Raw genomic sequence first — 19,102 nt, 5'->3', positions numbered from 1 at the left:
CACAGGGCGTCTGCTGACTTCTCATTCGTGGCTCTGAGCCGCAATGAGGTTTACATGCACGGTCAGTTGTTCAGAAGTACCGGTCTGGTCACGCTCGCTGTGACCGCGCTGGTGGTCGCCGGGTGTTCGCGCGGGGAGTCCGTGGGGCAGACCGCTTCCGCCGAATCCTTCGCCGAGCCGGTGTCCGTCACGAACTGCGATCGAACGGAGACGTTCGACGGCCCGCCCCAGCGCATCGTCAGCATGAACGATCACGTCACCGAGGTGCTGATCGAGATGGGGGCCGGCGACCGCATCGTCGGCACGGGGTACGGCGACGCGACCCCGCTGCCGGAGTTCGCGGACGCCTTCGCGACGATCCCGAAACTCGCGAAGGAATACCCGACCCGGGAGCAGATCCTCGACCTCGACCCCGACCTGGTGGTCGGTGGAATGCGGAGCGCGTTCGACGAGAAGGAGGGGCGGTCGCGCGAATCCCTCGGCGACCAGGGCATTCCCACCTTCCTGTTCTCCGAGTACTGCGGGCAGGGTTTCCCCGACATCGGTCTGCTGCGCAGCGACTACACGCAGCTCGGCGAGATCCTCGGAGTCCCGGACCAGGCGCGGGCGATCACCGACCGGGTGACGTCCGGATTGCAGGCAGTGCGTGACGAGATCGCAGGCACCGCACCGGTTCCGACGTTCTTCTACGATTCCGGCGAGGACGTCCCGCTGACGATCGGCGGTGTGGGAGTCGGCCAGCTCATCGCGGACCACGCGGGTGCGGCCAACCTCTTCGCCGAGGGGGAGAAGCCGTATTCGAAGTCCACCTGGGAGATCATCGGTGAACGCGCCCCGGAGGCGATCGTCGTCCTCGACTACGGTACGACGAGTGCGCAGGCGAAGATCGACTTCCTGAAATCGCACCCGATCATGTCGACGACACCCGCCGTGAAGGCCGGCCGGTTCGTCGTGGTGCCGCTCGACGACTTCTTCGAGAGCCCGCGCCTGGTGCGGTCGGTGGAGACGATCGCGCGGGCACTGCATCCGGACGCCGTCGGCGCGCGATGACCGTCACCGTCGAACGTGCGGCACCACCGGCGCAGGCGCCGCACCCGGCCCGCGCACGCCTCGGCTTCGTGGGCCTGATGGTGCTGCTCGCACTGACGACCCTGTTCGTCGTCGGCCTCGCGGTGTCGTTCGGTTCGGTGCGCATCCCGGTCGGCGACGTCTGGGCGATCGTCGCGCACCGGGTGGCCCCCGGCGCATTCGAGTCCTGGTGGTCGCAGGCGCGGGAGTCGATTGTCCTCGACTCCCGGCTGCCGCGGGCGCTGACCGCGGCGGCAGTCGGTGCGGCGCTGGGCCTGGCAGGCGCCGTGGCGCAGGCGGTGACCCGCAATCCATTGGCCGATCCCTATCTGCTCGGCGTGTCCTCGGGGGCGGGGTTCGGCGTGGTGGTGGTGACGGTGCTCGGGCTCGGGGTGGGAGCGCTCGGCGCGTTCACCGTTCCCGTCGCGGCGTTCCTGGGCGCGATGGTGCCGCTGTTCCTGTCGCTGGCGATCGGCGGACGGTATCCGCAGCCGACGGCCGTCATCCTCGTGGGCGTGGCGTCGGCGCAGGTGTTCTCGGCGCTCATCACGTTCTCGATCCTGGTCGTCGCCGACGAGCATCAACTGAGTTCGGTGATGCACTGGCTGGCTGGCGGGTTCGGCGACTCCCGCTGGTCGACGGCGATCTTCCCGGCCGTGGCACTCGCGACGGTGGGGGCCGCGATGATGCTGAGCGCGAGCCGTATCGACCTGCTGCAGGCGGGAGACGACGGCGCCGCCGCCCTCGGCATGAACGTGCGGCGCTTCCGCGTGGTGCAGTTGCTCGGTGTGTCGATGCTGGCCGGGGCCGCCGTGTCCGTCGCGGGCGGCATCGGCTTCATCGGTCTGCTGGTGCCGCACCTGGCCGGGTACGTCGTCGGTGCGCGGGCGGTGAGGCTGCTGCCCGTCGCCGCATTCCTCGGCGCGATCGCGATGGTCGCTGCGGACACGGCCGCGCGGTCTGTCGCACGGAGCATCGAGATCCCGGTCGGCGTCGTCACCGCGTTGGTGGGAGCGCCGATCTTCGTCTGGATGCTCTACCGGCAGTACCGGAGGGCCGAACAGTGACCGCGCTGAGTCTGCAACGGGTCCGCGCCGAACTCGGGTCGCGGGAAGTGCTGCACGGCGTCGACTTCTCCGTGCGTCCCGGTGAGGTGCTGGCGTTGGTCGGGCCGAACGGTTCCGGGAAGACCACCGCGCTGCGCTGCTGCTACCGCGCGCTCACCCCGACCGGGGGCGCCGTCGTCGTCGACGGAGCGGACACAGCCGATCTGGGCCGGCGGGCACTGGCCCGCACCATCGGGGCGAGCACCCAGGAACCGCGGGTGTCCGCGGGACTGACTGTGCGCGAATCCGTTTCGCTCGGACGCGTCCCGCACCGGGGCTGGGTCGAACGGGCGAACGGCGCCGACGGCGAGATCGTCGAGACGTGCGTCCGTCAGGTGGGGCTGGCCGAACTCGCCGGTCGCGACGTCCAGGCACTGTCGGGCGGGGAGCGTCAGCGGGTGTCGATCGCCCGGGCTCTCGCGCAGCAGCCGAGGGTGCTGCTGCTCGACGAACCCACCAACCACCTAGACCTGCGGCATCAGCTGACGGTGATGAACCTGCTGCGTGACCTCGCGTGCGACGGTCTGGCGATCGTCGTGACCATGCACGACCTCCGGCTGGCCGTCGAGTACTGCGACACGCTGGCCGTGATGCACGATGGACGGGTGATCAGCACCGGTCCGCCCGCCGACGTGCTGGACGACGCCGTGCTCGGCGGGGTCTTCGGCATCCGCGCGATCGTGCGGTCGACGCCGCGCTTGTCGATGGAGATCCTGGGGTTGGCCGATGGATGAGCAACTGCGGCGTGTGTACGAGCTGACCGCCCGCCGCGTCCCGATGATCGCCGACCAGATCGAGTGCTCCGGCGCCTCCTCGTTCCCGGCTGTGCGCCTGACCGATCCGGGCTGGCTCGCGGACCGGGTCGCGGACACGGCGAGGCGGTGGGGCAGCGACGACCCCCGGGTCAACGGGACCCTGTGGTGGTATTCGGCCAGCTCGACACTGACCGGGATTCCGATCGCGACCGCGCTCGTCACGGGTGTCGCCGCGCGGCCGCGGCTCGGCGACGCCGTGGCATTCCTGCGTGACGACGGGTACCTGGGCGGCCTGACCGCGTCGTCGGCACTGCCGGTCACCGAGGGGCTGTCCGAGCTGGCGTCCGACATGGCCGCCGCGCTGACGCCGATCATCGACGCTCTCGCCGCGGCGTCCGGGGTGCGGCAGGCCGCGATGTGGGCGATCACGACGGATTCGATCGCCAACCGGGCACTCGACGCGGGAACGGCGTGCGGCGATCGCGCACGCGGCAGCATCTTCGCGCGGGGGCTGGTGGACGCACTCCGCCGCGTCGGTGTGGTGATGCCGGACCCGCGGTTCGTCGACGTCCGGGCCGGGGCATCGTCGCGCCGGTTCACACAGCGGGCGTCGTGCTGCCTGATCTACGAGACCCCCGGGTCGGGCAAGTGTGTGAGCTGCCCGAGGAGGCCGGCCGAGGACCGTCTGAGGGGCCTGGCCGCGCTCGTGACGTGAATCCGGGTGGCCCGCGTTGACCGGTCCGCGCGTGTGATGGCACACTGAAGGCATTCGAACTCCCGTTCGAATGATGCGTCTTCCCCAGCGGCATCTTCCATGGTTTCGGCACGGCACGTGCGTGACATGAAGAGGTGTGCCAGATGGGTTGGGGAAACGGTCCGCCGACGTGGTCCGAGATGGAGCGCGTCCTGTCGGGCAGGCCGGGGCGGGTCAGCCCGGAGTCGCTGTATCCAGGCGACGGCGGCGACAGTCCCGCGTGGTCCCGCAAGCGGGGGGAGTACCGGGCGGGCCGTCAGGAGCGCACCGGCTCCACCGTTCCGTACGCCGAACTCCACGCGCATTCGGCGTTCAGTTTCCTCGACGGCGCCTCCCCGCCGGAAGAGTTGGTGGAGGAGGCCGTCCGGCTCGGTCTCGAGGCCATCGCACTCACCGACCACGACGGGTTCTACGGTGTGGTCCGGTTCGCGGAGGCGGCGAAGGAACTGAACATGCGCACCGTGTTCGGGTCCGAACTGACATTGGACGACGCCCATCTGCTGGTACTGGCGCGAGGTCAGGAGGGGTACCGGCGGCTCTCCCGGGAAATCGCGGCGGCGCATCTCGCGGGCGGGGAGAAGGGCAAGCTGCGCTACGACCTCGACCGTCTCACCGACGCGGCCGGGGGGCACTGGCAGATCCTGACCGGGTGCCGGAAGGGGCATGTGCGTCAGGCCCTGGCCGACGGTGGCCCGGACGCCGCGGTCGCCCGGCTGCGGGAGCTGATCGACCGGTTCGGGGCCGACCGGGTCACGGTGGAACTCACCCATCACGGCATCGCGGAGGACGGTGAGCGCAACGCCGACCTCGCCGAACTCGCACAGCAGCACGGACTTCGGGTGATCGCGTCCACGGCGGCGCACTTCGCGGGACCGCCGCGCCGGAGGCTGGCCATGGCGATGGCCGCCGTCCGGGCGCGGCAGAGCCTCGACGACGCGGCTGGGCACCTGGCGCCTGCCGGGGGAGCGCACCTGCGGTCCGGTGAGGAGATGGCGCACCTCTTCGCCGCGTACCCGGAAGCCGTGCGCGGTGCCGCGGACCTCGGGCTGGAGTGCGCGTTCGACCTGCGGCTCATCGCGCCGCAACTGCCACCGTTCGACGTGCCCGACGGGCACACCGAGGCGAGCTGGTTGCGGCAGCTCACGATGGACGGGGCGCGCCGCCGGTACGGTGCGCCGGTGGACCGGCCGGAGGCCTACCGGCAGATCGAGCACGAACTGGACATCATCACCGCGCTGAACTTCCCGGGCTACTTCCTGGTGGTCCACGACATCGTGTCGTTCTGCAAGAACAACGACATCCTCTGCCAGGGAAGGGGTTCGGCGGCCAACTCCGCCGTCTGCTACGCCATCGGCATCACCAACGTGGATCCCGTCCGCAACAAACTGCTGTTCGAACGGTTCCTCTCGCCCGAACGCGACGGCCCCCCGGACATCGACGTCGACATCGAATCCGATCGCCGGGAGGAGGCCATCCAGCACGTCTACGCCAAGTACGGACGCCAGTACGCGGCGCAGGTGGCGAACGTCATCACGTACCGCGGAAAGTCCTCGGTGCGGGACATGGCCCGGGCGCTGGGTTTCTCGCAGGGGCAGCAGGACGCGTGGAGCAAACAGGTCAGCCGCTGGGGTGGCATCGGGAAGGAGGTCGGCACCGACATTCCGCCCGCCGTCCTCGAACTGGCCGCTCAGATCGAGGGGTTTCCGCGGCACCTCGGCATCCACTCGGGCGGCATGGTGATCTGTGACCGGCCGATCGCCGACGTGTGCCCGGTGGAGTGGGCGCGCATGGAGAACCGCAGCGTTCTGCAGTGGGACAAGGACGATTGCGCGGCGGTGGGTCTGGTGAAGTTCGACATGCTGGGCCTCGGCATGCTGTCCGCGCTGCACTACATGATCGACCTCGTGGCCGAGCACAAGGGGATCGAGGTGGATCTGGCGCAGCTGGACCTTTCCGAGGAGGCCGTCTACGAGATGTTGCAGCGGGCGGACTCGGTGGGGGTGTTCCAGGTGGAGTCACGGGCCCAGATGGCCACCCTGCCGAGGCTGAAACCACGGAACTTCTACGACCTGGTGGTGGAGGTGGCGCTCATCCGCCCCGGTCCGATCCAGGGCGGATCGGTGCACCCGTACATTCGCCGCCGCAACAAGCTCGAACCGGTGACCTACGACCACCCGTCCCTGGAGAAGGCGCTGAAGCGGACGTTGGGTGTGCCGCTGTTCCAGGAGCAGTTGATGCAGATGGCGGTCGACGTGGCGGGTTTCAGCCCGGCCGAGGCCGACCAGCTCCGCCGGGCCATGGGTTCCAAACGGTCGCCCGAGAAGATGGAACGGCTGAGGGGGCGGCTCTACCAGGGCATGCGGGAGATGCACGGTATCGGCGACGATGTGGCCGACCGGATCTACGAGAAGCTGTACGCTTTCGCGAATTTCGGTTTCCCCGAAAGCCATTCGCAGAGTTTCGCCGCCCTGGTGTTCTATTCGTCGTGGTTCAAGTTGCATCACCCGGCGGCGTTCTGCGCCGGTCTGCTGCGGGCGCAGCCGATGGGGTTCTACTCGCCGCAGTCGCTGGTGGCCGACGCCCGCAGGCACGGGGTGCAGGTGCACGGCGCAGACATCAATGCGAGTCTCGCCCACGCCACCGTCGAGGCGGGTGGGACGGAGGTGCGTCTCGGGCTCGGGGAGGTGCGGCACATCGGGACCGCGCTGGCCGAGCGGATCGTCGAATCCCGCGGCGACGGAGGGACGTACACGTCGTTCCTCGACCTCACCGGCCGGGTGGAACTGAGCACGGCGCAAGCCGAATCGCTGGCCACCGCAGGTGCTCTCGACAGTTTCGGGTTGTCCCGCCGGGAGGCGTTGTGGGCGGCGGGCGCCGCGGCGGGGGAGCGCCGCGACCGGCTGCCGGGGATCGGGGCGTCCACCCGCGCGCCGACCCTGCCGGGGATGAGTGATCTCGAACTGGCCGCGGCGGACGTGTGGGCCACCGGGGTGTCCCCGGACACGTACCCCACCCAGTTCCTGCGCCCGCAACTCGACGCGCTCGGGGTGGTCCCGGCGGCGCACCTGCTCGATGTCCCCGACGGCGACCGGGTTCTGGTGGGTGGGGCGGTGACCCACCGGCAGCGCCCGGCGACGGCCGCGGGGGTCACCTTCATCAACCTCGAGGACGAGACCGGGATGGTCAACGTGGTGTGTTCGGTGGGGTTGTGGGCGAAATACCGCAAGCTCGCCAACACGGCGCCCGCACTGCTGGTCCGCGGCAAGGTGCAGAACGCGGAGGGGGCGGTGACGGTGGTGGCGGATCGGCTGCAGCTGATGGATTTGCGGGTGTCCGCCAAATCCAGGGACTTCAGGTGAGCCGGCACCGATAGCATTCGGACATGAGGAGATACGTCTTGTCGGCGATCGTCGTGGCTTCGCTGGCGCTCGCGGGGTGTGGTGGTCCCGGCAGTGATTCCTCCCAACCGTCGCCCGCCCCGACACCGGGGGACTCGAGCCAGATGGAAATCGGTGGCGCAGTACAGCAACCCGCGAAAGACCAGGCGCCCACCGACCGCCAGGAGATCATCACCGGTCAGGTCGCGCTCACGGCGGACGACCCGGTGGCCGTCGGCAGGCAGATCGTGGACAAGGTCGACGATCTGGGCGGGCGTGTCGACCAGCTCACCGAACAGCCCGGCTCCGACGATCAGGACGCGAGCAGTTCCCTGACCATCCGGGTGCCCGCCGACTCGCTCACCCGGACGCTGGACGATCTGCGGGAACTGGGCAAGGTCACCAGCGTCAGCGTCACGAAGAGCGACGTGACGATGCAGTCGCAGGATCTCGACGCCCGGATCGGCGCGTTGACGGCATCCGTCACCCGGCTGCAGGGGCTCATCACGTCGGCGGCGAACACCGCGGATCTGATCGAAGCCGAGAGGGCGTTGTCGGAGCGTCAGGGCGAACTGGACAGCCTCACCGCCCAGAAGCGGTCGCTGAGCGACCAGGTGGCACTGGCCACGCTCATGATCGACGTCACCTCCACGGATGCCGAGCAGCCCAGTCCCGGTCCGGACAACTTCTGGGAAGGGCTCGTCGCGGGCTGGCACGCCCTGCTGTCGGCGATCAAGGGCGGCGCGGTGGTCGTGGGGGCGCTGATTCCCTGGTTCGGATTCGTGGCCGTCATCGCACTGGTCGTGTACGGCGCGTACCGTCTGCGCCGGATGTACAACAGGCCGCCCGGCCCACCATCGGGCCCGGCGCCGGAACGAGAAGAGGCGAAGACGCAATGATCGAAGTCGACCTGAATGCCCTGGACGGCGCATTGGCGTCGGGCGCCCCCGTCATCGATGTGCGCGAGGCCGACGAGTACGCCCAGGTGCGGGTGCCGGGTGTGACGCTGATTCCGCTCAGTGAGTTCGTCGTGCGCGTGGACGAGATCCCGGAAGCCGAGGTCGTCTACGTGATCTGCGGGGTGGGCGGCCGGAGCCTGCAGGCGGCGGAGTATCTGAACGCACGGGGGATCAACGCCGTGTCGGTCGCGGGCGGCACGTCCGCGTGGATGCAGTCCGGACGTCCCGTCGAGTCGGGCGCCTGACACCCGAATCACGGTTCGCGGTCAGCGGACCGCGCTGAGGGCGTGGGCCGCGGGGTCGTCGCGGACCACGCGCCCACCCCGTTGCCCGGCGGCGTGCCGCAGTGTGCGGACCGCGACGGTGCTCCAGATCAGCACGAGCGCGCACCACAGGGTCACGCCTGCGCCGACGATCACGACCGAGTCCAGCGCGACGCCCAGCGAGTTCGCGCCCAGCGCGCAGGTGCCGACGGGGAACGTGAAACTCCACCAGCTGGGCGTGAACGTCAACCCGCGGCGAAAGGCCCTGGCGGTCACCGTGACCAGGGTCACGAGGGCGAGGATGCCGAGCGCGCCGACCGTGGTCCCGTAGACCACGCCCACCGAGTGCAGCCAGGTGTGGCCGGATGCCCCGCCGAGCAGATTGATCGCCGCCACCGACTGTCCGATCACGCCGAGCGGAATCCAGAGCGTGGGCACGAGCGGGGTGTCGGGGAGCCCGTTGCTCAGCAGATGGCGTCCGACGACGACGGCGACGGTCAGCGCGGCGCCCAGCGCCAGCGCAAACAGGGTGTAGCAGACCGCCAGCATCGCGATCTGCGGCGCGCCGTCCGGGAGGTGCTTGACCAGTGCGGCACCGGTGGCGGCCGACACCATGGGCGGCACGACGGGCATGAGCCAGGACGGCACCGGGGTCACCTGGTGGGGCCGGGTCAGCCGGCGCGCCATCACGACGTAGGTGAAGAGTCCGATGACGGTCCCGACCGTCCACAGGGCGGCCGACGCGGGGACGGCGACACCGCCGAGAAGTTCGCGACCGGCGGATCCGGTGCCGGCGCCGACCGTCAGCACCGCCATCGACACGGCACCGTAGAACGGGAACATCGTGTGGCTGCGCGCGTCCGCGAGTGCGTCGTCGCGGCGACGGATCCAGTGCCGCACCAGTGCGGTCGTCAGCACGACGAGCAGCGTCACGGCGATCAGCCAGAAGATCTCGGCGGCCGTCCGGGCGACCGGAAGGCCGGCCGGAAATGCCGCGGCGACGACTGCGAGGATGCCGGTGCCCATCACTGCTGCGAACCAATTCGGGGTCATACCTAGAGCTTGCCGACGCATCGTCGTGGCCGGTAGAAGGCTTGTGGTTGAATACCCACAAATCGCGTTTGTGGGACTAGCCTAGGGTTGTGCCGCTGTCTCCCCGAGTACCCGAACTCAGTGCCCTCGACGTCCTGCTGTCCGTCGAGCGGCTCGGAAGCATGGGCGCGGCGGGGCGCGAACACGGGCTCAGTCAGCAGGCCGTCAGCGCCCGGGTGCGTTCGGCCGAGCGGCAGTTCGGTATCAAGGTGTTCAGCCGCGGCGCCAGCGGGGTACGCCCCACATCGGAGGGTGCGCTCATCCTCGAATGGGCGAGTCACATCCTCGCCACGGCCGAGGAGCTGGCGTCGGGAGTCGCGGCGCTGCGCGGCGAGCGGCAGGCCGGGCTGACGGTGGCGGCCAGCATGACGATCGCCGAGTACCTGGTCCCCGGGTGGACCGTCGCGATGCGGCGCAAGTACCCGAACGTGGTCACCAACGTGCGGCTGCTCAACTCGTCCGAGGTGACCGCCCGGGTGCTGTCCGGTGAGGCGGATCTCGGGTTCGTCGAGGGCCCGGACATTCCGGCGGGACTGCAGGTGCGGGAGATCGGCCGCGACCATCTGGTGGTCGTGGTGCCGCCGGAGCACGAATGGGTCCGACGGTCGCCGATTCCCGTGTCGGAACTCGCCGCGACGCCGATGATCCAGCGGGAGTCCGGTTCCGGGACGCGCACCACTCTGGAGAACGCGGTGCCGCAGTGCGTCCCGCCATTGCTCGAGTTGACGTCGTGCACGGCGGTGAAGGCGGCCGTCGTGGCGGGTAACGCTCCGGCAGTGCTGTCGTCGCTGGCGGTGGCGGCCGACCTGACGGACGGCCGCCTCGCCTCCGTTCAGGTGGAGGGGTTGACGCTTCCGCGGCGGCTCTCCGCCGTCTGGGACCCGGTGCGCGGCGTTCAGGGTGCGGCGCGCGATTTCCTCGACATCGCCCTCGGTGCCGGCGCGGCCGCGGGTATCGGGGCCGCAGCCGTCGGAGCTACAGCGCAGCCCCTTTGAATCCGTGCTGCCGCCACGCCTCGTACGTGACGAGGGCGGCGGCGTTCGACAGGTTCAGCGACCGCCGGCCGGGCAGCATGGGGATGCGGAGTCGCTCCGTCACGTGTGGATCCGCCAGCACTTCCTCCGACAGTCCGGTGGGTTCGGGACCGAACAGCAGAACGTCGCCGGGCCGGTAAGCGATGTCGGCGTACGACACGGTGGCGTGCGCGGTGAAGGCGTACACCCGCGCAGGCTCCACCGCGGCCCAGGCCGCCTCCAGGTTCTCGTGCACGGTCACCGACGCCAGGTCGTGGTAGTCGAGCCCGGCGCGTTTGAGTTTCGGCTCGGACAGGTCGAATCCGAGTGGACCCACGAGGTGCAGTTCGCAGCCGGTGCCCGCCACCATGCGGATGGCGTTGCCGGTATTGGGTGGGATTCGGGGTTCGTGGAACATCACTCGGAACACCCGCACAGCTTAGGGGCACACCGCGAGGCGGCATGATGGACGCATGGATCCGGTAGAAGAGGTGGTGGGTGAGGACTACGGCGACGCACGACTCCCCGCGCAGAACTGGCAGCGGCGGCACTACACGAAATGCAACTTCCGCGACGCCGACCTGAGTGAACTCTGCACCGAGTCGGTGATCTTCACCGACTGCGATTTCACGGGCGCCGACCTCGCCGAGTCGCGTCATGTGGGGACGGCGTTCCGCTCGTGCTCGTTCACCAGACCGACGCTGTGGCACAGCGAGTTCCGCAACTGCAGCTTCCTCGGATCGGAATTCGACAACTGCCGACTGCGCCCGATGGTCTTCGACGAATGTGATTTCACGCTCGCGTCGCTGGGCGGCGCGGACCTGCGCGGACTCGATTTCACGGACTGCCGGTTCCGGGAGGCCAACCTCGTCCGCACGGACCTCCGCCGCGCCGTGCTCCGCTCGGCGGACCTGTTCGGCGCCCGCACCGGCGGCGCGAAATTCGACGGCGCGGACCTGCGCGGCGCCCACGTCGACGCGAACCTGTGGACGGCGGTCTCGCTGGACAAGGCGCAGATCGAACTCACCCAGGCCATCGCGTACGCGACGGCCAACGGGCTCGTGGTGGAACCGACCTGACGCGCGTGTGGCGAACCTGAGAGAATGGGGCACGTGACTGCAACGATCCTCGATGGCAAGGCGACCCGCGACGAGATTTTCGAAGACCTGAAGGTGCGGGTGAGCGCCCTGAAGGACAAGGGCATCACGCCCGGTCTCGGCACCGTTCTGGTGGGCGACGACCCGGGGTCGGCCGCCTACGTGCGCGGGAAGCACAACGACTGCGCGAAGGTCGGGATCACCTCCATCCGCCGCGACCTGCCCGGCGACATCACGCAGGAGAAGCTCGACGCCACCATCGACGAGCTCAACGCCAACCCGGACTGCACCGGCTACATCGTGCAGCTCCCGCTGCCGAAGCAGCTCGACGAGAACACCGCCCTCGAGCGCATCGACCCCGACAAGGACGCCGACGGCCTGCACCCGGTCAACCTGGGCCGGCTGGTGCTGGGCAAGGAAGCGCCGCTGCCGTGCACGCCGCGCGGAATCCTGCACCTGCTGCGCCGGTACGAGGTGCCGATCGAGGGTGCCCACGTCGTCGTCGTCGGTCGCGGTGTCACCGTGGGTCGCCCGATCGGTCTGCTGTTCACCCGGCGCAGCGAGAACGCCACCGTCACCCTCTGCCACACCCGTACGCGGGACCTCGGCGCCGAGGTCCGCCGCGCCGACATAGTCATCGCCGCGGCGGGTGTACCCGGGCTGGTCACGGCCGACATGGTCAAGCCCGGTGCCGCGGTGCTCGACGTGGGTGTGAGCCGCACCGAGGGCGGACTGCGCGGCGACGTGGCGGCGGACGTTGCCGAGGTCGCCGGCTTCCTGTCCCCGAACCCCGGTGGCGTCGGGCCGCTCACCCGCGCCTTCCTGCTGACCAACGTCGTGGAGCGGGCCGAGCGTGTCGCAGCGTCTCTCGGCTGACATGGCCGACTGGGGGCAGTTCGCGAAGAAGAATCTGCCGATGCTCGCAGTCCTCGTCGTCATCGTCGTGGCCGTCGTGTTCGTGCTCGCGGATCGGTGGCGACGAGGCGCGTTCGTGTTCGGTGTCGCCACGCTGCTCGCGGCGGTCTTCCGGTTGATGATGCCGTCGGAGCGCGTCGGACTGCTCGCGGTGCGCAGCAAGCCTTTCGACGTGGGCGCGCTCGTGGCCGTCGGGGGCGCGATCGTGTGGCTGGCCGTGTCGATCGACCCGCTCGGAACCGACTAGCGGTCCGAGCGGGCGTCGTCCGGCGCCGGTGTCAGCGTCCGGCGCGTGCCAGTTGCATCGTCTCGGAGAGCAGCTTCGCGACGGCGGCGGCCTCGGTGAGGAACCCGTCGTGGCCGTCCCGCGAGTTGAGCACCCGCAGACCGTCGCAGGTGGGGATGTCGTTGGCCAGATCCTCCTGCAGGCGGATCGGGTACAGGCGGTCGGAGTCGACGCCGCCCACGATGACGGGGGCGGTGATCGTCCCCAGCGCCGCGGCGATGCCACCGCGACCGCGGCCCACGTCATGCCGGTTCATGGCCTCGGACAGCAGCACATACGTGCTCGGGTCGAACCTGCCGACCAGCTTGTCGGCCTGGTGCTGGAGGTAGCTCTCGACGGAGTACCGTCCGCCGCGCCACGGGTCCTCGCCGTCCTGCGGCGAGTTCGCGAACCGGGAGTCGAGTTCGCTCTCGGTGCGGTACGTCAGGTGCGCGATCCGGCGGGCGATGCGCAGACCCGCCAGGGGGATCCGGCCGGTGCCGTGATAGTCGCCGCCCTGCCAGTCGGGGTCGCTGGTGATGGCCGCGATCTGGGTGGTCTGCGTGCCGATCTGGTCGGCGGTCGCGCGGGCGCCGACCGCAAGAACGAGCGCCGACGCCACCTGGTCCGGGTAGGTGACGGCCCACTCGAGCGCGCGCATTCCGCCCATCGAACCACCGACGACGGACGCCAGCTTGTCGATGCCCAGCAGGTCGGTGAACTTCTTCTCGGCCGCGATCTGGTCGCGGATGGAGATCTCCGGGAAGCGGCTGCCCCACGGGCGCCCGTCCTCGGCGATCGAACCGGGACCGGTGGTGCCGCGGCAGCCACCGAGGACGTTGGTCGCGACGACGCACCACTCGTCGGTGTCGATCGGCGCACCCGGACCGACCATTCCGGTCCACCATCCGGGGGAGGGGTGCTCGTCGGTGACGGGTCCGGTGACGTGGGAGTCACCGGTGAGGGCGTGCTCGACGAGCACGACGTTGTCCCGGTTGGGGGACAGCTCACCCCATCGCTGCACGGCAAGGGACACCGACGGGATCACTGTTCCGCTCTCGAGCTCGAGCGATCCGATGTCGATGGTGCCGAGCCGTCCGTCCGCCACGGGCAGGTTCTGTACAGCGCTCACGGTCAAGATGCCGCCGCCGTAAGTCCGGTCTCGATATCGGCGATGATGTCGTCGATCCCTTCGATGCCGACAGCCAGGCGGACCAGTCCGGGGGTGACGCCGCTGGCGGCCTGCTCCTCGGGGGTCAGCTGGGAGTGTGTGGTGGACGCCGGGTGGATCACCAGCGAGCGGACGTCGCCGATGTTCGCGACGTGGCTGTGCAGGGTGAGCGCGTTGACGAACTTCTTGCCCGCGTCGATGCCGCCGGCGAGTTCGAACGTCACGATGGCACCCGCACCCCTCGGCGCGATCTGTTTCGCCCGGTCGTGCCAGGGCGACGACGGGAGCCCGGCGTATCCGACGGACACGACCTCCGGGCGGGCCTCCAGGTACTGCGCGACGGCGGTCGCGTTGGACACGTGTCGTTCCATGCGAAGGCTCAGAGTCTCGAGGCCCTGCGCGATGAGGAACGCATTGAACGGGGAGATCGCCGAACCGAGGTCGCGAAGCAGCTGCACGCGAGCCTTGAGGGCGAACGCAGGCGGTCCGAGCTCGGAGTAGACGACGCCGTGGTAGCTCGGGTCCGGCGTGGTGAAGTTGCCGTGGCGGCCCTGGGTCCAGTCGAACGTGCCGCCGTCGACGATGACACCGGCGATCGCCGTGCCGTGACCGCCGAGGTACTTGGTGGCCGAATGCACCACGATGTCCGCGCCGTGCTCGAGGGGGCGGATCAGGTAGGGAGTGGCCACCGTGTTGTCGACGATCAGCGGGAGTCCGTGCTGATGCGCGATCCCGGAGATGCCGGGCAAGTCGAGGACGTCGTTGCGGGGATTGGAGATGGTCTCGCCGTAGAACGCCTTCGTGTTGTCCCGGACCGCGTCCTTCCACTGCTCGAGGTCGTCGGGGTCCTCGACGAACGAGACTTCGATGCCGAGCTTGGGCAGCGTGTAGTGGAAGAGGTTGTAGGTGCCCCCGTACAGCCGCGGGCTGGAGACGATGTGGTCACCTGCCTCGGCGAGATTCAGGATCGCGATCGTCTCCGCGGCCTGTCCGGAGGACAGCAGCAGGGCGGCGACGCCGCCCTCGAGCGCGGCAATGCGCTGCTCGACCGCGTCCTGCGTGGGGTTCATGATGCGGGTGTAGATGTTGCCCGGCTCTGCCAGACCGAACAGCGCGGCAGCGTGATCGGTGCTGTCGAACGTGTACGAGGTGGTCTGGTAGATCGGCAGCGCCCGCGCCTTGGTGGTCGCGTCGGACGTCTGCCCGGCATGGATCTGCTTGGTCTCGAACGACCAGTTCTCGGTCATGTGCTGTTACTCCAGTGGTCTGACGAGGCGCGGACGGAGTGCTGGTTCGTTCGCGCGCAGGGCTTGTCTGGGGTCTATCTACGACAACAACACATCATGAACCTCCGATGTCGGACCCGCGCTTGTCACCCGACTGTTGTATGAATCAGGGAACCAGGTCATCACCCGGGGCACCCCACCGCGGTGGAGGGTTGCCGGCCAGCTAGCCGGGGCTCGTTGCTGGCACTCATGACCTGGAGTGAATCTTAGCCGCTGAGGTGGAACGACCGGAAACGGCACCGATCAGGGCCGCTAGCAGGGAAAAGTTACCCGCGAGTAGGGGTGGGTTGTGCGCCCCACCTGTTGCGAGCCGCTCGCATAGCAGTACGCTTGTCTTGTTTAGGTGCGGTCTCCCCAGGGGCCGCCGTGACCGTCTACGTTTGATAAGCGAACCGTTCGCGGACCCACTCACAAAGTGCGCCCGCAACCGTGTAACCAGGGAAACTTCCTAGGAGGACGCGAAGCACCCATGTCCAAAATCAAGGTTGAGGGCACCGTCGTCGAACTCGACGGCGACGAGATGACACGCATTATCTGGCAGTTCATCAAAGACAAACTGATCCATCCTTACCTGGATGTGAACCTCGAGTACTACGACCTCGGCATCGAGTACCGGGATGAGACCGACGACCAGGTGACCGTCGACGCGGCCAACGCCATCAAGAAGCACGGCGTCGGCGTCAAGTGCGCGACCATCACCCCGGACGAGGCACGCGTCGAGGAGTTCGGTCTCAAGAAGATGTGGCGGTCGCCCAACGGCACCATCCGCAACATCCTCGGTGGGACGATCTTCCGCGCGCCGATCATCATCTCCAACGTTCCGCGACTGGTTCCGGGCTGGACCAAGCCGATCATCATCGGCCGTCACGCCTTCGGTGACCAGTACCGCGCCACCGACTTCAAGGTCCCCGGCCCCGGCAAGGTGATGATCACCTACACGCCCGAGGACGGCAGCGAGCCGATCGAGCACGAGCTGGTGAACTTCCCCGAGGGCGGCGGCGTCGTCCAGGGTCAGTACAACTTCACCAAGTCCATCGAGGACTTCGCGCGCGCCTCGCTCAACTACGGCCTGCAGCAGAACTACCCGGTGTACCTGTCGACCAAGAACACCATCCTCAAGGCGTACGACGGCGCATTCAAGGACATCTTCCAGCACGTCTACGAGACCGAGTTCAAGCCGGAGTTCGACGCGGCCGGACTCACCTACGAGCACCGTCTCATCGACGACATGGTCGCGTCGGCGCTCAAGTGGGAGGGCGGCTACGTCTGGGCCTGCAAGAACTACGACGGCGACGTCCAGTCCGACACCGTCGCGCAGGGCTTCGGATCGCTCGGCCTCATGACCTCCGTGCTGCTGACCCCGGACGGAAAGACGTGTGAGGCCGAGGCCGCACACGGCACCGTGACGCGTCACTTCCGTCAGCACCAGCAGGGCAAGCCGACGTCCACCAACCCCATCGCGTCGATCTTCGCGTGGACCCGTGGACTCGAGCACCGCGGCAAGCTCGACAACACCCCCGACGTCATCGGCTTCGCCCAGAAGCTCGAAGACGTGGTCATCAAGACCGTCGAGGGTGGTCAGATGACGAAGGACCTCGCGATGCTGGTCGGCGGCGACCAGGGCTACCTGACCACCGAGGAGTTCCTCGGTGCGCTGGACATCAACCTCCAGAAGGCCATCGCCGAGCAGTAGGCACCGAGCCGCAGCGCTACGAACGGGACGTCCCTCACGGGGGCGTCCCGTTCGCAGTCTCCGGGTCCCGGGTGAGTCATCTCACGGTCGTTCGAGGCGCGAAAGGCGGAATCCGGGGAAGAGAATTTCGATGTGGGTCGTTGCGCAACGAGGCGCCGTGCGCCGCGAAGCCGTATCTCCGCCTAGTCGAAAGTTCTTCTGTGAGCACTTCCACCCCTGTCCGCCCCGAGCACCTCGGTGTCATCGCGCAACATCCGTCCGTCCGCAAGCTCGCCATGGTCGCGCTCGCGCTCGGTGGCTTCGGGATCGGGACCACCGAGTTCGTGGCGATGGGGCTGCTGCCCGAGATGGCGTCGAGTCTCGGGATCACCGAGCCGACGGCCGGGCACGTCATCTCGGCGTACGCGCTGGGTGTGGTCGTGGGCGCGCCTCTCATCGCGGCGCTGACCGCACGGGTGCCCCGGAAGAGGCTGTTGATCGCGTTGATGGCGGCGTTCACGATCGGCAACGCCGCCACCGTGTTCGCGCCGAACTACGGCGTGCTGATGGCCGCGCGGTTCGTGGCAGGCCTCCCGCACGGCGCCTACTTCGGTGTCGCGGCCCTCGTGGCGGCGCACCTCGCGGACCGCGGCCAGCGGGCCAGGGCGGTCGCTCTCGTCATGATGGGGCTGTCGGTGGCCAACGTCGTCGGCGTTCCGGTCGCCTCGTGGCTGGGTCAGACGCTCGGCTGGCGCAGCGCCTTCGCGCTCGTGGCGGTGATCGGTGTGGTGACACTGGGCGCGATCTGGTCGTGGGTGCCCGCGCTCGCCGCAATGCGGATGTCGAATCCCCTCACCGAACTCGGTGCCCTGCGCCGCGCGCAGGTGTGGATGACGCTGATCATCGGCATGATCGGATTCGGTGGCATGTTCGCCGTCTACACCTACATCAGCACGACGCTCACCGACGTCGCCGGGCTGTCGCGGTCGCTGGTGCCGCTGGCCCTGATGATCTACGGACTGGGCATGGTCGCGGGCAATCTGATCGGCGGCCGGCTCGCCGACCGGGCGCTGATTCCCGGTCTGTTCGTATCGATGACGGCACTCGGGGTGTTGCTCGGCATCTTCGTGATCGCCTCCCACAACCCGTACACGGCGCTGCTGCTGGTGTTCTTCGTCGGTGCGGCAGGTGCGTCGATGGTGCCAGGACTGCAGACCCGGCTGATGGACGTCGCCGCCGACGCCCAGACCCTCGCCGCCTCGCTCAACCACGCGGCACTCAACATCGCGAACGCGTTCGGGGCGTGGATCGGTGGTGTCGTGATCGCGGCCGGCTACGGCTACACGGCGCCCGCCGCGGTCGGTGCGCTGCTCGCCGTGGCGGGACTCGTGGTCCTCACCGTGGCGGTCGCGATGGAACGCCGCAGCGCCCGTTCGTCTCGGTAGCCGCGGTGTCGTACGCGTCCGCTACGGTGCTTGCCGTGCCACACATCATCACCACCGTCAATGTCAACGGCGTGCGCGCCGCCGCCCGCAAGGGGCTCACCGAGTGGATCGAGCGCACGGAGGCCGACGTCGTCTGCCTGCAGGAGACGCGGGCGTCCGACGAGCAACTGGCCGAGACGCTCGCGCCCGCCCTGGAGGGCGGATGGAACCTGGTGTCCGCGGAGCCGTCGTCGAAGGGGCGCAACGGCGTCGCGATCCTGTCCCGGAAACCTGCCGACGCCTTCCGCGTCGGCCACGGTGACGACGAGTTCGCGACCGCGGGCCGCTACCTCGAGGCCGACTTCGACGACCTGACCGTGGCGAGCCTGTACCTGCCCTCCGGGGAGGCTCAGACACCCCGGCAGGAGGAGAAGGAGCGGTTCATGGACTCCTTCGCCCGGTACCTCACCGACACCGCAGCGGCTGCCGTCGCGGCGGGCCGGCACGTCGTGGTCTGCGGCGACTGGAACATCGCCCACACCGAACTCGACCTGAAGAACTGGAAGACCAACAAGAAGAACTCCGGTTTTCTCCCGAACGAGCGGGAGTGGCTCGGGGCCCTGTTCGCCGAAGACGCGCACTGGGCCGACGTGGTCCGGCAGCTGAATCCCGACGTCGCCGGACCGTACTCGTGGTGGTCGTACCGCGGGAAGGCGTTCGACAACGACTCCGGCTGGCGCATCGACTACCAGATCGCCACCCGGGAACTGGCGGAGCGGGCCAAGCAGGCCGTCGTCGAGCGCGCCGAAACCTACGACCAGCGGTGGTCCGACCACGCGCCGGTCACCGTCCAGTACCGGTGACGGCCGGTATCTGATTCGTGTC

The 19,102-nt window shown here is 68.8% G+C and carries 18 protein-coding genes and 1 riboswitch; of the genes, 14 read left to right on the top strand and 4 right to left on the bottom strand.

The window, feature by feature from the left end; genetic code table 11:
- Positions 1–54: 54 nt before the first annotated feature.
- The 7 genes from GO592_RS18525 (at position 55) to GO592_RS18495 (ending at position 8,264) form a co-directional block, all read left to right on the top strand.
- Positions 55–1,050 carry an ABC transporter substrate-binding protein gene (locus tag GO592_RS18525; RefSeq protein ID WP_007296645.1) on the top strand — a complete coding sequence of 332 codons (996 nt, stop codon included), beginning with the start codon at positions 55–57 and terminating at the stop codon, positions 1,048–1,050.
- Positions 1,047–2,135, top strand: coding sequence for a FecCD family ABC transporter permease (locus GO592_RS18520; RefSeq protein WP_007296646.1), 1,089 nt, complete (start codon positions 1,047–1,049; stop codon positions 2,133–2,135). Before GO592_RS18525 ends, GO592_RS18520 begins: the two co-directional genes overlap by 4 nt.
- Positions 2,132–2,908, top strand: coding sequence for an ABC transporter ATP-binding protein (locus GO592_RS18515; protein ID WP_007296647.1), 777 nt, complete (start codon positions 2,132–2,134; stop codon positions 2,906–2,908). Before GO592_RS18520 ends, GO592_RS18515 begins: the two co-directional genes overlap by 4 nt.
- Entirely contained in the window at positions 2,901–3,644 is a 744-nt protein-coding gene (locus GO592_RS18510; RefSeq protein WP_007296648.1) for a (2Fe-2S)-binding protein, read from the top strand. The genes GO592_RS18515 and GO592_RS18510 overlap by 8 nt, the downstream gene beginning before the upstream one ends.
- 143 nt (positions 3,645–3,787) lie before the next feature.
- On the top strand, positions 3,788–7,042 hold the full coding sequence (locus GO592_RS18505) for an error-prone DNA polymerase (protein WP_007296649.1): 3,255 nt from the start codon (positions 3,788–3,790) through the stop codon (positions 7,040–7,042).
- 23 nt (positions 7,043–7,065) lie between these two features.
- Complete coding sequence (locus GO592_RS18500) at positions 7,066–7,959, top strand: DUF4349 domain-containing protein (protein ID WP_037203749.1); 894 nt, start codon at positions 7,066–7,068, stop codon at positions 7,957–7,959.
- Positions 7,956–8,264, top strand: a complete 309-nt coding sequence (locus GO592_RS18495) for a rhodanese-like domain-containing protein (RefSeq protein WP_007296651.1) — start codon at positions 7,956–7,958, stop codon at positions 8,262–8,264. The genes GO592_RS18500 and GO592_RS18495 overlap by 4 nt, the downstream gene beginning before the upstream one ends.
- Positions 8,265–8,285: 21 nt before the next feature.
- Here the strand turns inward: GO592_RS18495 and GO592_RS18490 are convergent, their stop codons facing one another.
- On the bottom strand, positions 8,286–9,335 hold the full coding sequence (locus tag GO592_RS18490; RefSeq protein ID WP_007296652.1) for a TDT family transporter: 1,050 nt from the start codon (positions 9,333–9,335) through the stop codon (positions 8,286–8,288).
- An 89-nt stretch (positions 9,336–9,424) separates the two neighbouring features.
- Here GO592_RS18490 and GO592_RS18485 point away from each other — a divergent pair, with 89 nt between their 5' ends.
- Positions 9,425–10,369, top strand: coding sequence for a LysR family transcriptional regulator (locus GO592_RS18485; protein ID WP_005560184.1), 945 nt, complete (start codon positions 9,425–9,427; stop codon positions 10,367–10,369).
- Here the strand turns inward: GO592_RS18485 and GO592_RS18480 are convergent.
- Positions 10,350–10,817 carry a tRNA (cytidine(34)-2'-O)-methyltransferase gene (locus GO592_RS18480; protein WP_005560181.1) on the bottom strand — a complete coding sequence of 156 codons (468 nt, stop codon included), beginning with the start codon at positions 10,815–10,817 and terminating at the stop codon, positions 10,350–10,352. The two genes, GO592_RS18485 and GO592_RS18480, sit on opposite strands and share 20 nt — an antisense overlap.
- Before the next feature lie 43 nt (positions 10,818–10,860).
- On the opposite strand from GO592_RS18480, the gene GO592_RS18475 reads away from it, so the two are divergent.
- From GO592_RS18475 to GO592_RS18465, 3 genes are read left to right on the top strand one after another with little or no spacing between them, the layout of a single operon-like run.
- On the top strand, positions 10,861–11,466 hold the full coding sequence (locus GO592_RS18475; RefSeq protein WP_007296653.1) for a pentapeptide repeat-containing protein: 606 nt from the start codon (positions 10,861–10,863) through the stop codon (positions 11,464–11,466).
- 33 nt (positions 11,467–11,499) lie between these two features.
- Positions 11,500–12,360, top strand: a complete 861-nt coding sequence (locus tag GO592_RS18470; RefSeq protein ID WP_007296654.1) for a bifunctional methylenetetrahydrofolate dehydrogenase/methenyltetrahydrofolate cyclohydrolase — start codon at positions 11,500–11,502, stop codon at positions 12,358–12,360.
- Between the two features lies 1 nt (position 12,361).
- Positions 12,362–12,646: a DUF3017 domain-containing protein gene (locus GO592_RS18465; RefSeq protein WP_005239865.1), complete on the top strand. Its 285-nt coding sequence runs from the start codon at positions 12,362–12,364 to the stop codon at positions 12,644–12,646.
- Between the two features lie 31 nt (positions 12,647–12,677).
- Here GO592_RS18465 and metX read toward each other — a convergent pair whose 3' ends face one another.
- Both metX and GO592_RS18455 read right to left on the bottom strand, forming a co-directional pair.
- Positions 12,678–13,802, bottom strand: coding sequence for a homoserine O-acetyltransferase MetX (gene metX, locus GO592_RS18460; RefSeq protein WP_005560178.1), 1,125 nt, complete (start codon positions 13,800–13,802; stop codon positions 12,678–12,680).
- Positions 13,799–15,082, bottom strand: a complete 1,284-nt coding sequence (locus GO592_RS18455; RefSeq protein ID WP_005257028.1) for a bifunctional o-acetylhomoserine/o-acetylserine sulfhydrylase — start codon at positions 15,080–15,082, stop codon at positions 13,799–13,801. Before GO592_RS18455 ends, metX begins: the two co-directional genes overlap by 4 nt.
- Positions 15,083–15,195: 113 nt before the next feature.
- Positions 15,196–15,316: riboswitch (SAM riboswitch) on the bottom strand.
- A 274-nt stretch (positions 15,317–15,590) separates the two neighbouring features.
- Here GO592_RS18455 and GO592_RS18450 point away from each other — a divergent pair.
- The 3 genes from GO592_RS18450 to GO592_RS18440 all read left to right on the top strand — a co-directional run bounded on the left by GO592_RS18450 (position 15,591) and on the right by GO592_RS18440 (position 19,080).
- Positions 15,591–16,814, top strand: coding sequence for an NADP-dependent isocitrate dehydrogenase (locus GO592_RS18450; protein ID WP_005560536.1), 1,224 nt, complete (start codon positions 15,591–15,593; stop codon positions 16,812–16,814).
- Between the two features lie 200 nt (positions 16,815–17,014).
- Positions 17,015–18,238: an MFS transporter gene (locus GO592_RS18445; protein ID WP_007296655.1), complete on the top strand. Its 1,224-nt coding sequence runs from the start codon at positions 17,015–17,017 to the stop codon at positions 18,236–18,238.
- A 35-nt stretch (positions 18,239–18,273) separates the two neighbouring features.
- Positions 18,274–19,080: an exodeoxyribonuclease III gene (locus tag GO592_RS18440; protein ID WP_007296656.1), complete on the top strand. Its 807-nt coding sequence runs from the start codon at positions 18,274–18,276 to the stop codon at positions 19,078–19,080.
- Positions 19,081–19,102: the final 22 nt, after the last annotated feature.

It is taken from the genome of Rhodococcus sp. 21391, from assembly GCF_016772255.1.
Lineage (GTDB): Bacteria > Actinomycetota > Actinomycetes > Mycobacteriales > Mycobacteriaceae > Rhodococcus_F > Rhodococcus_F opacus.
Note: the sequence above shows the minus strand (reverse complement) of the source record. Positions and strands in the feature narration are given on the sequence as shown.

Bases quoted from the DNA above. Each gene is read 5' to 3' on its own strand.
- GO592_RS18525 (WP_007296645.1), top strand. From the start codon at position 55: ATGCACGGTCAGTTGTTCAGAAGTACCGGTCTGGTCACGCTCGCTGTG.
- GO592_RS18520 (WP_007296646.1), top strand. From the start codon at position 1,047: ATGACCGTCACCGTCGAACGTGCGGCACCACCGGCGCAGGCGCCGCAC.
- GO592_RS18510 (WP_007296648.1), top strand. From the start codon at position 2,901: ATGGATGAGCAACTGCGGCGTGTGTACGAGCTGACCGCCCGCCGCGTC.
- GO592_RS18505 (WP_007296649.1), top strand. From the start codon at position 3,788: ATGGGTTGGGGAAACGGTCCGCCGACGTGGTCCGAGATGGAGCGCGTC.
- GO592_RS18500 (WP_037203749.1), top strand. From the start codon at position 7,066: ATGAGGAGATACGTCTTGTCGGCGATCGTCGTGGCTTCGCTGGCGCTC.
- GO592_RS18495 (WP_007296651.1), top strand. From the start codon at position 7,956: ATGATCGAAGTCGACCTGAATGCCCTGGACGGCGCATTGGCGTCGGGC.
- GO592_RS18490 (WP_007296652.1), bottom strand. From the start codon at position 9,335: ATGACCCCGAATTGGTTCGCAGCAGTGATGGGCACCGGCATCCTCGCA.
- GO592_RS18475 (WP_007296653.1), top strand. From the start codon at position 10,861: ATGGATCCGGTAGAAGAGGTGGTGGGTGAGGACTACGGCGACGCACGA.
- GO592_RS18465 (WP_005239865.1), top strand. From the start codon at position 12,362: ATGGCCGACTGGGGGCAGTTCGCGAAGAAGAATCTGCCGATGCTCGCA.
- GO592_RS18455 (WP_005257028.1), bottom strand. From the start codon at position 15,082: ATGACCGAGAACTGGTCGTTCGAGACCAAGCAGATCCATGCCGGGCAG.
- GO592_RS18450 (WP_005560536.1), top strand. From the start codon at position 15,591: ATGTCCAAAATCAAGGTTGAGGGCACCGTCGTCGAACTCGACGGCGAC.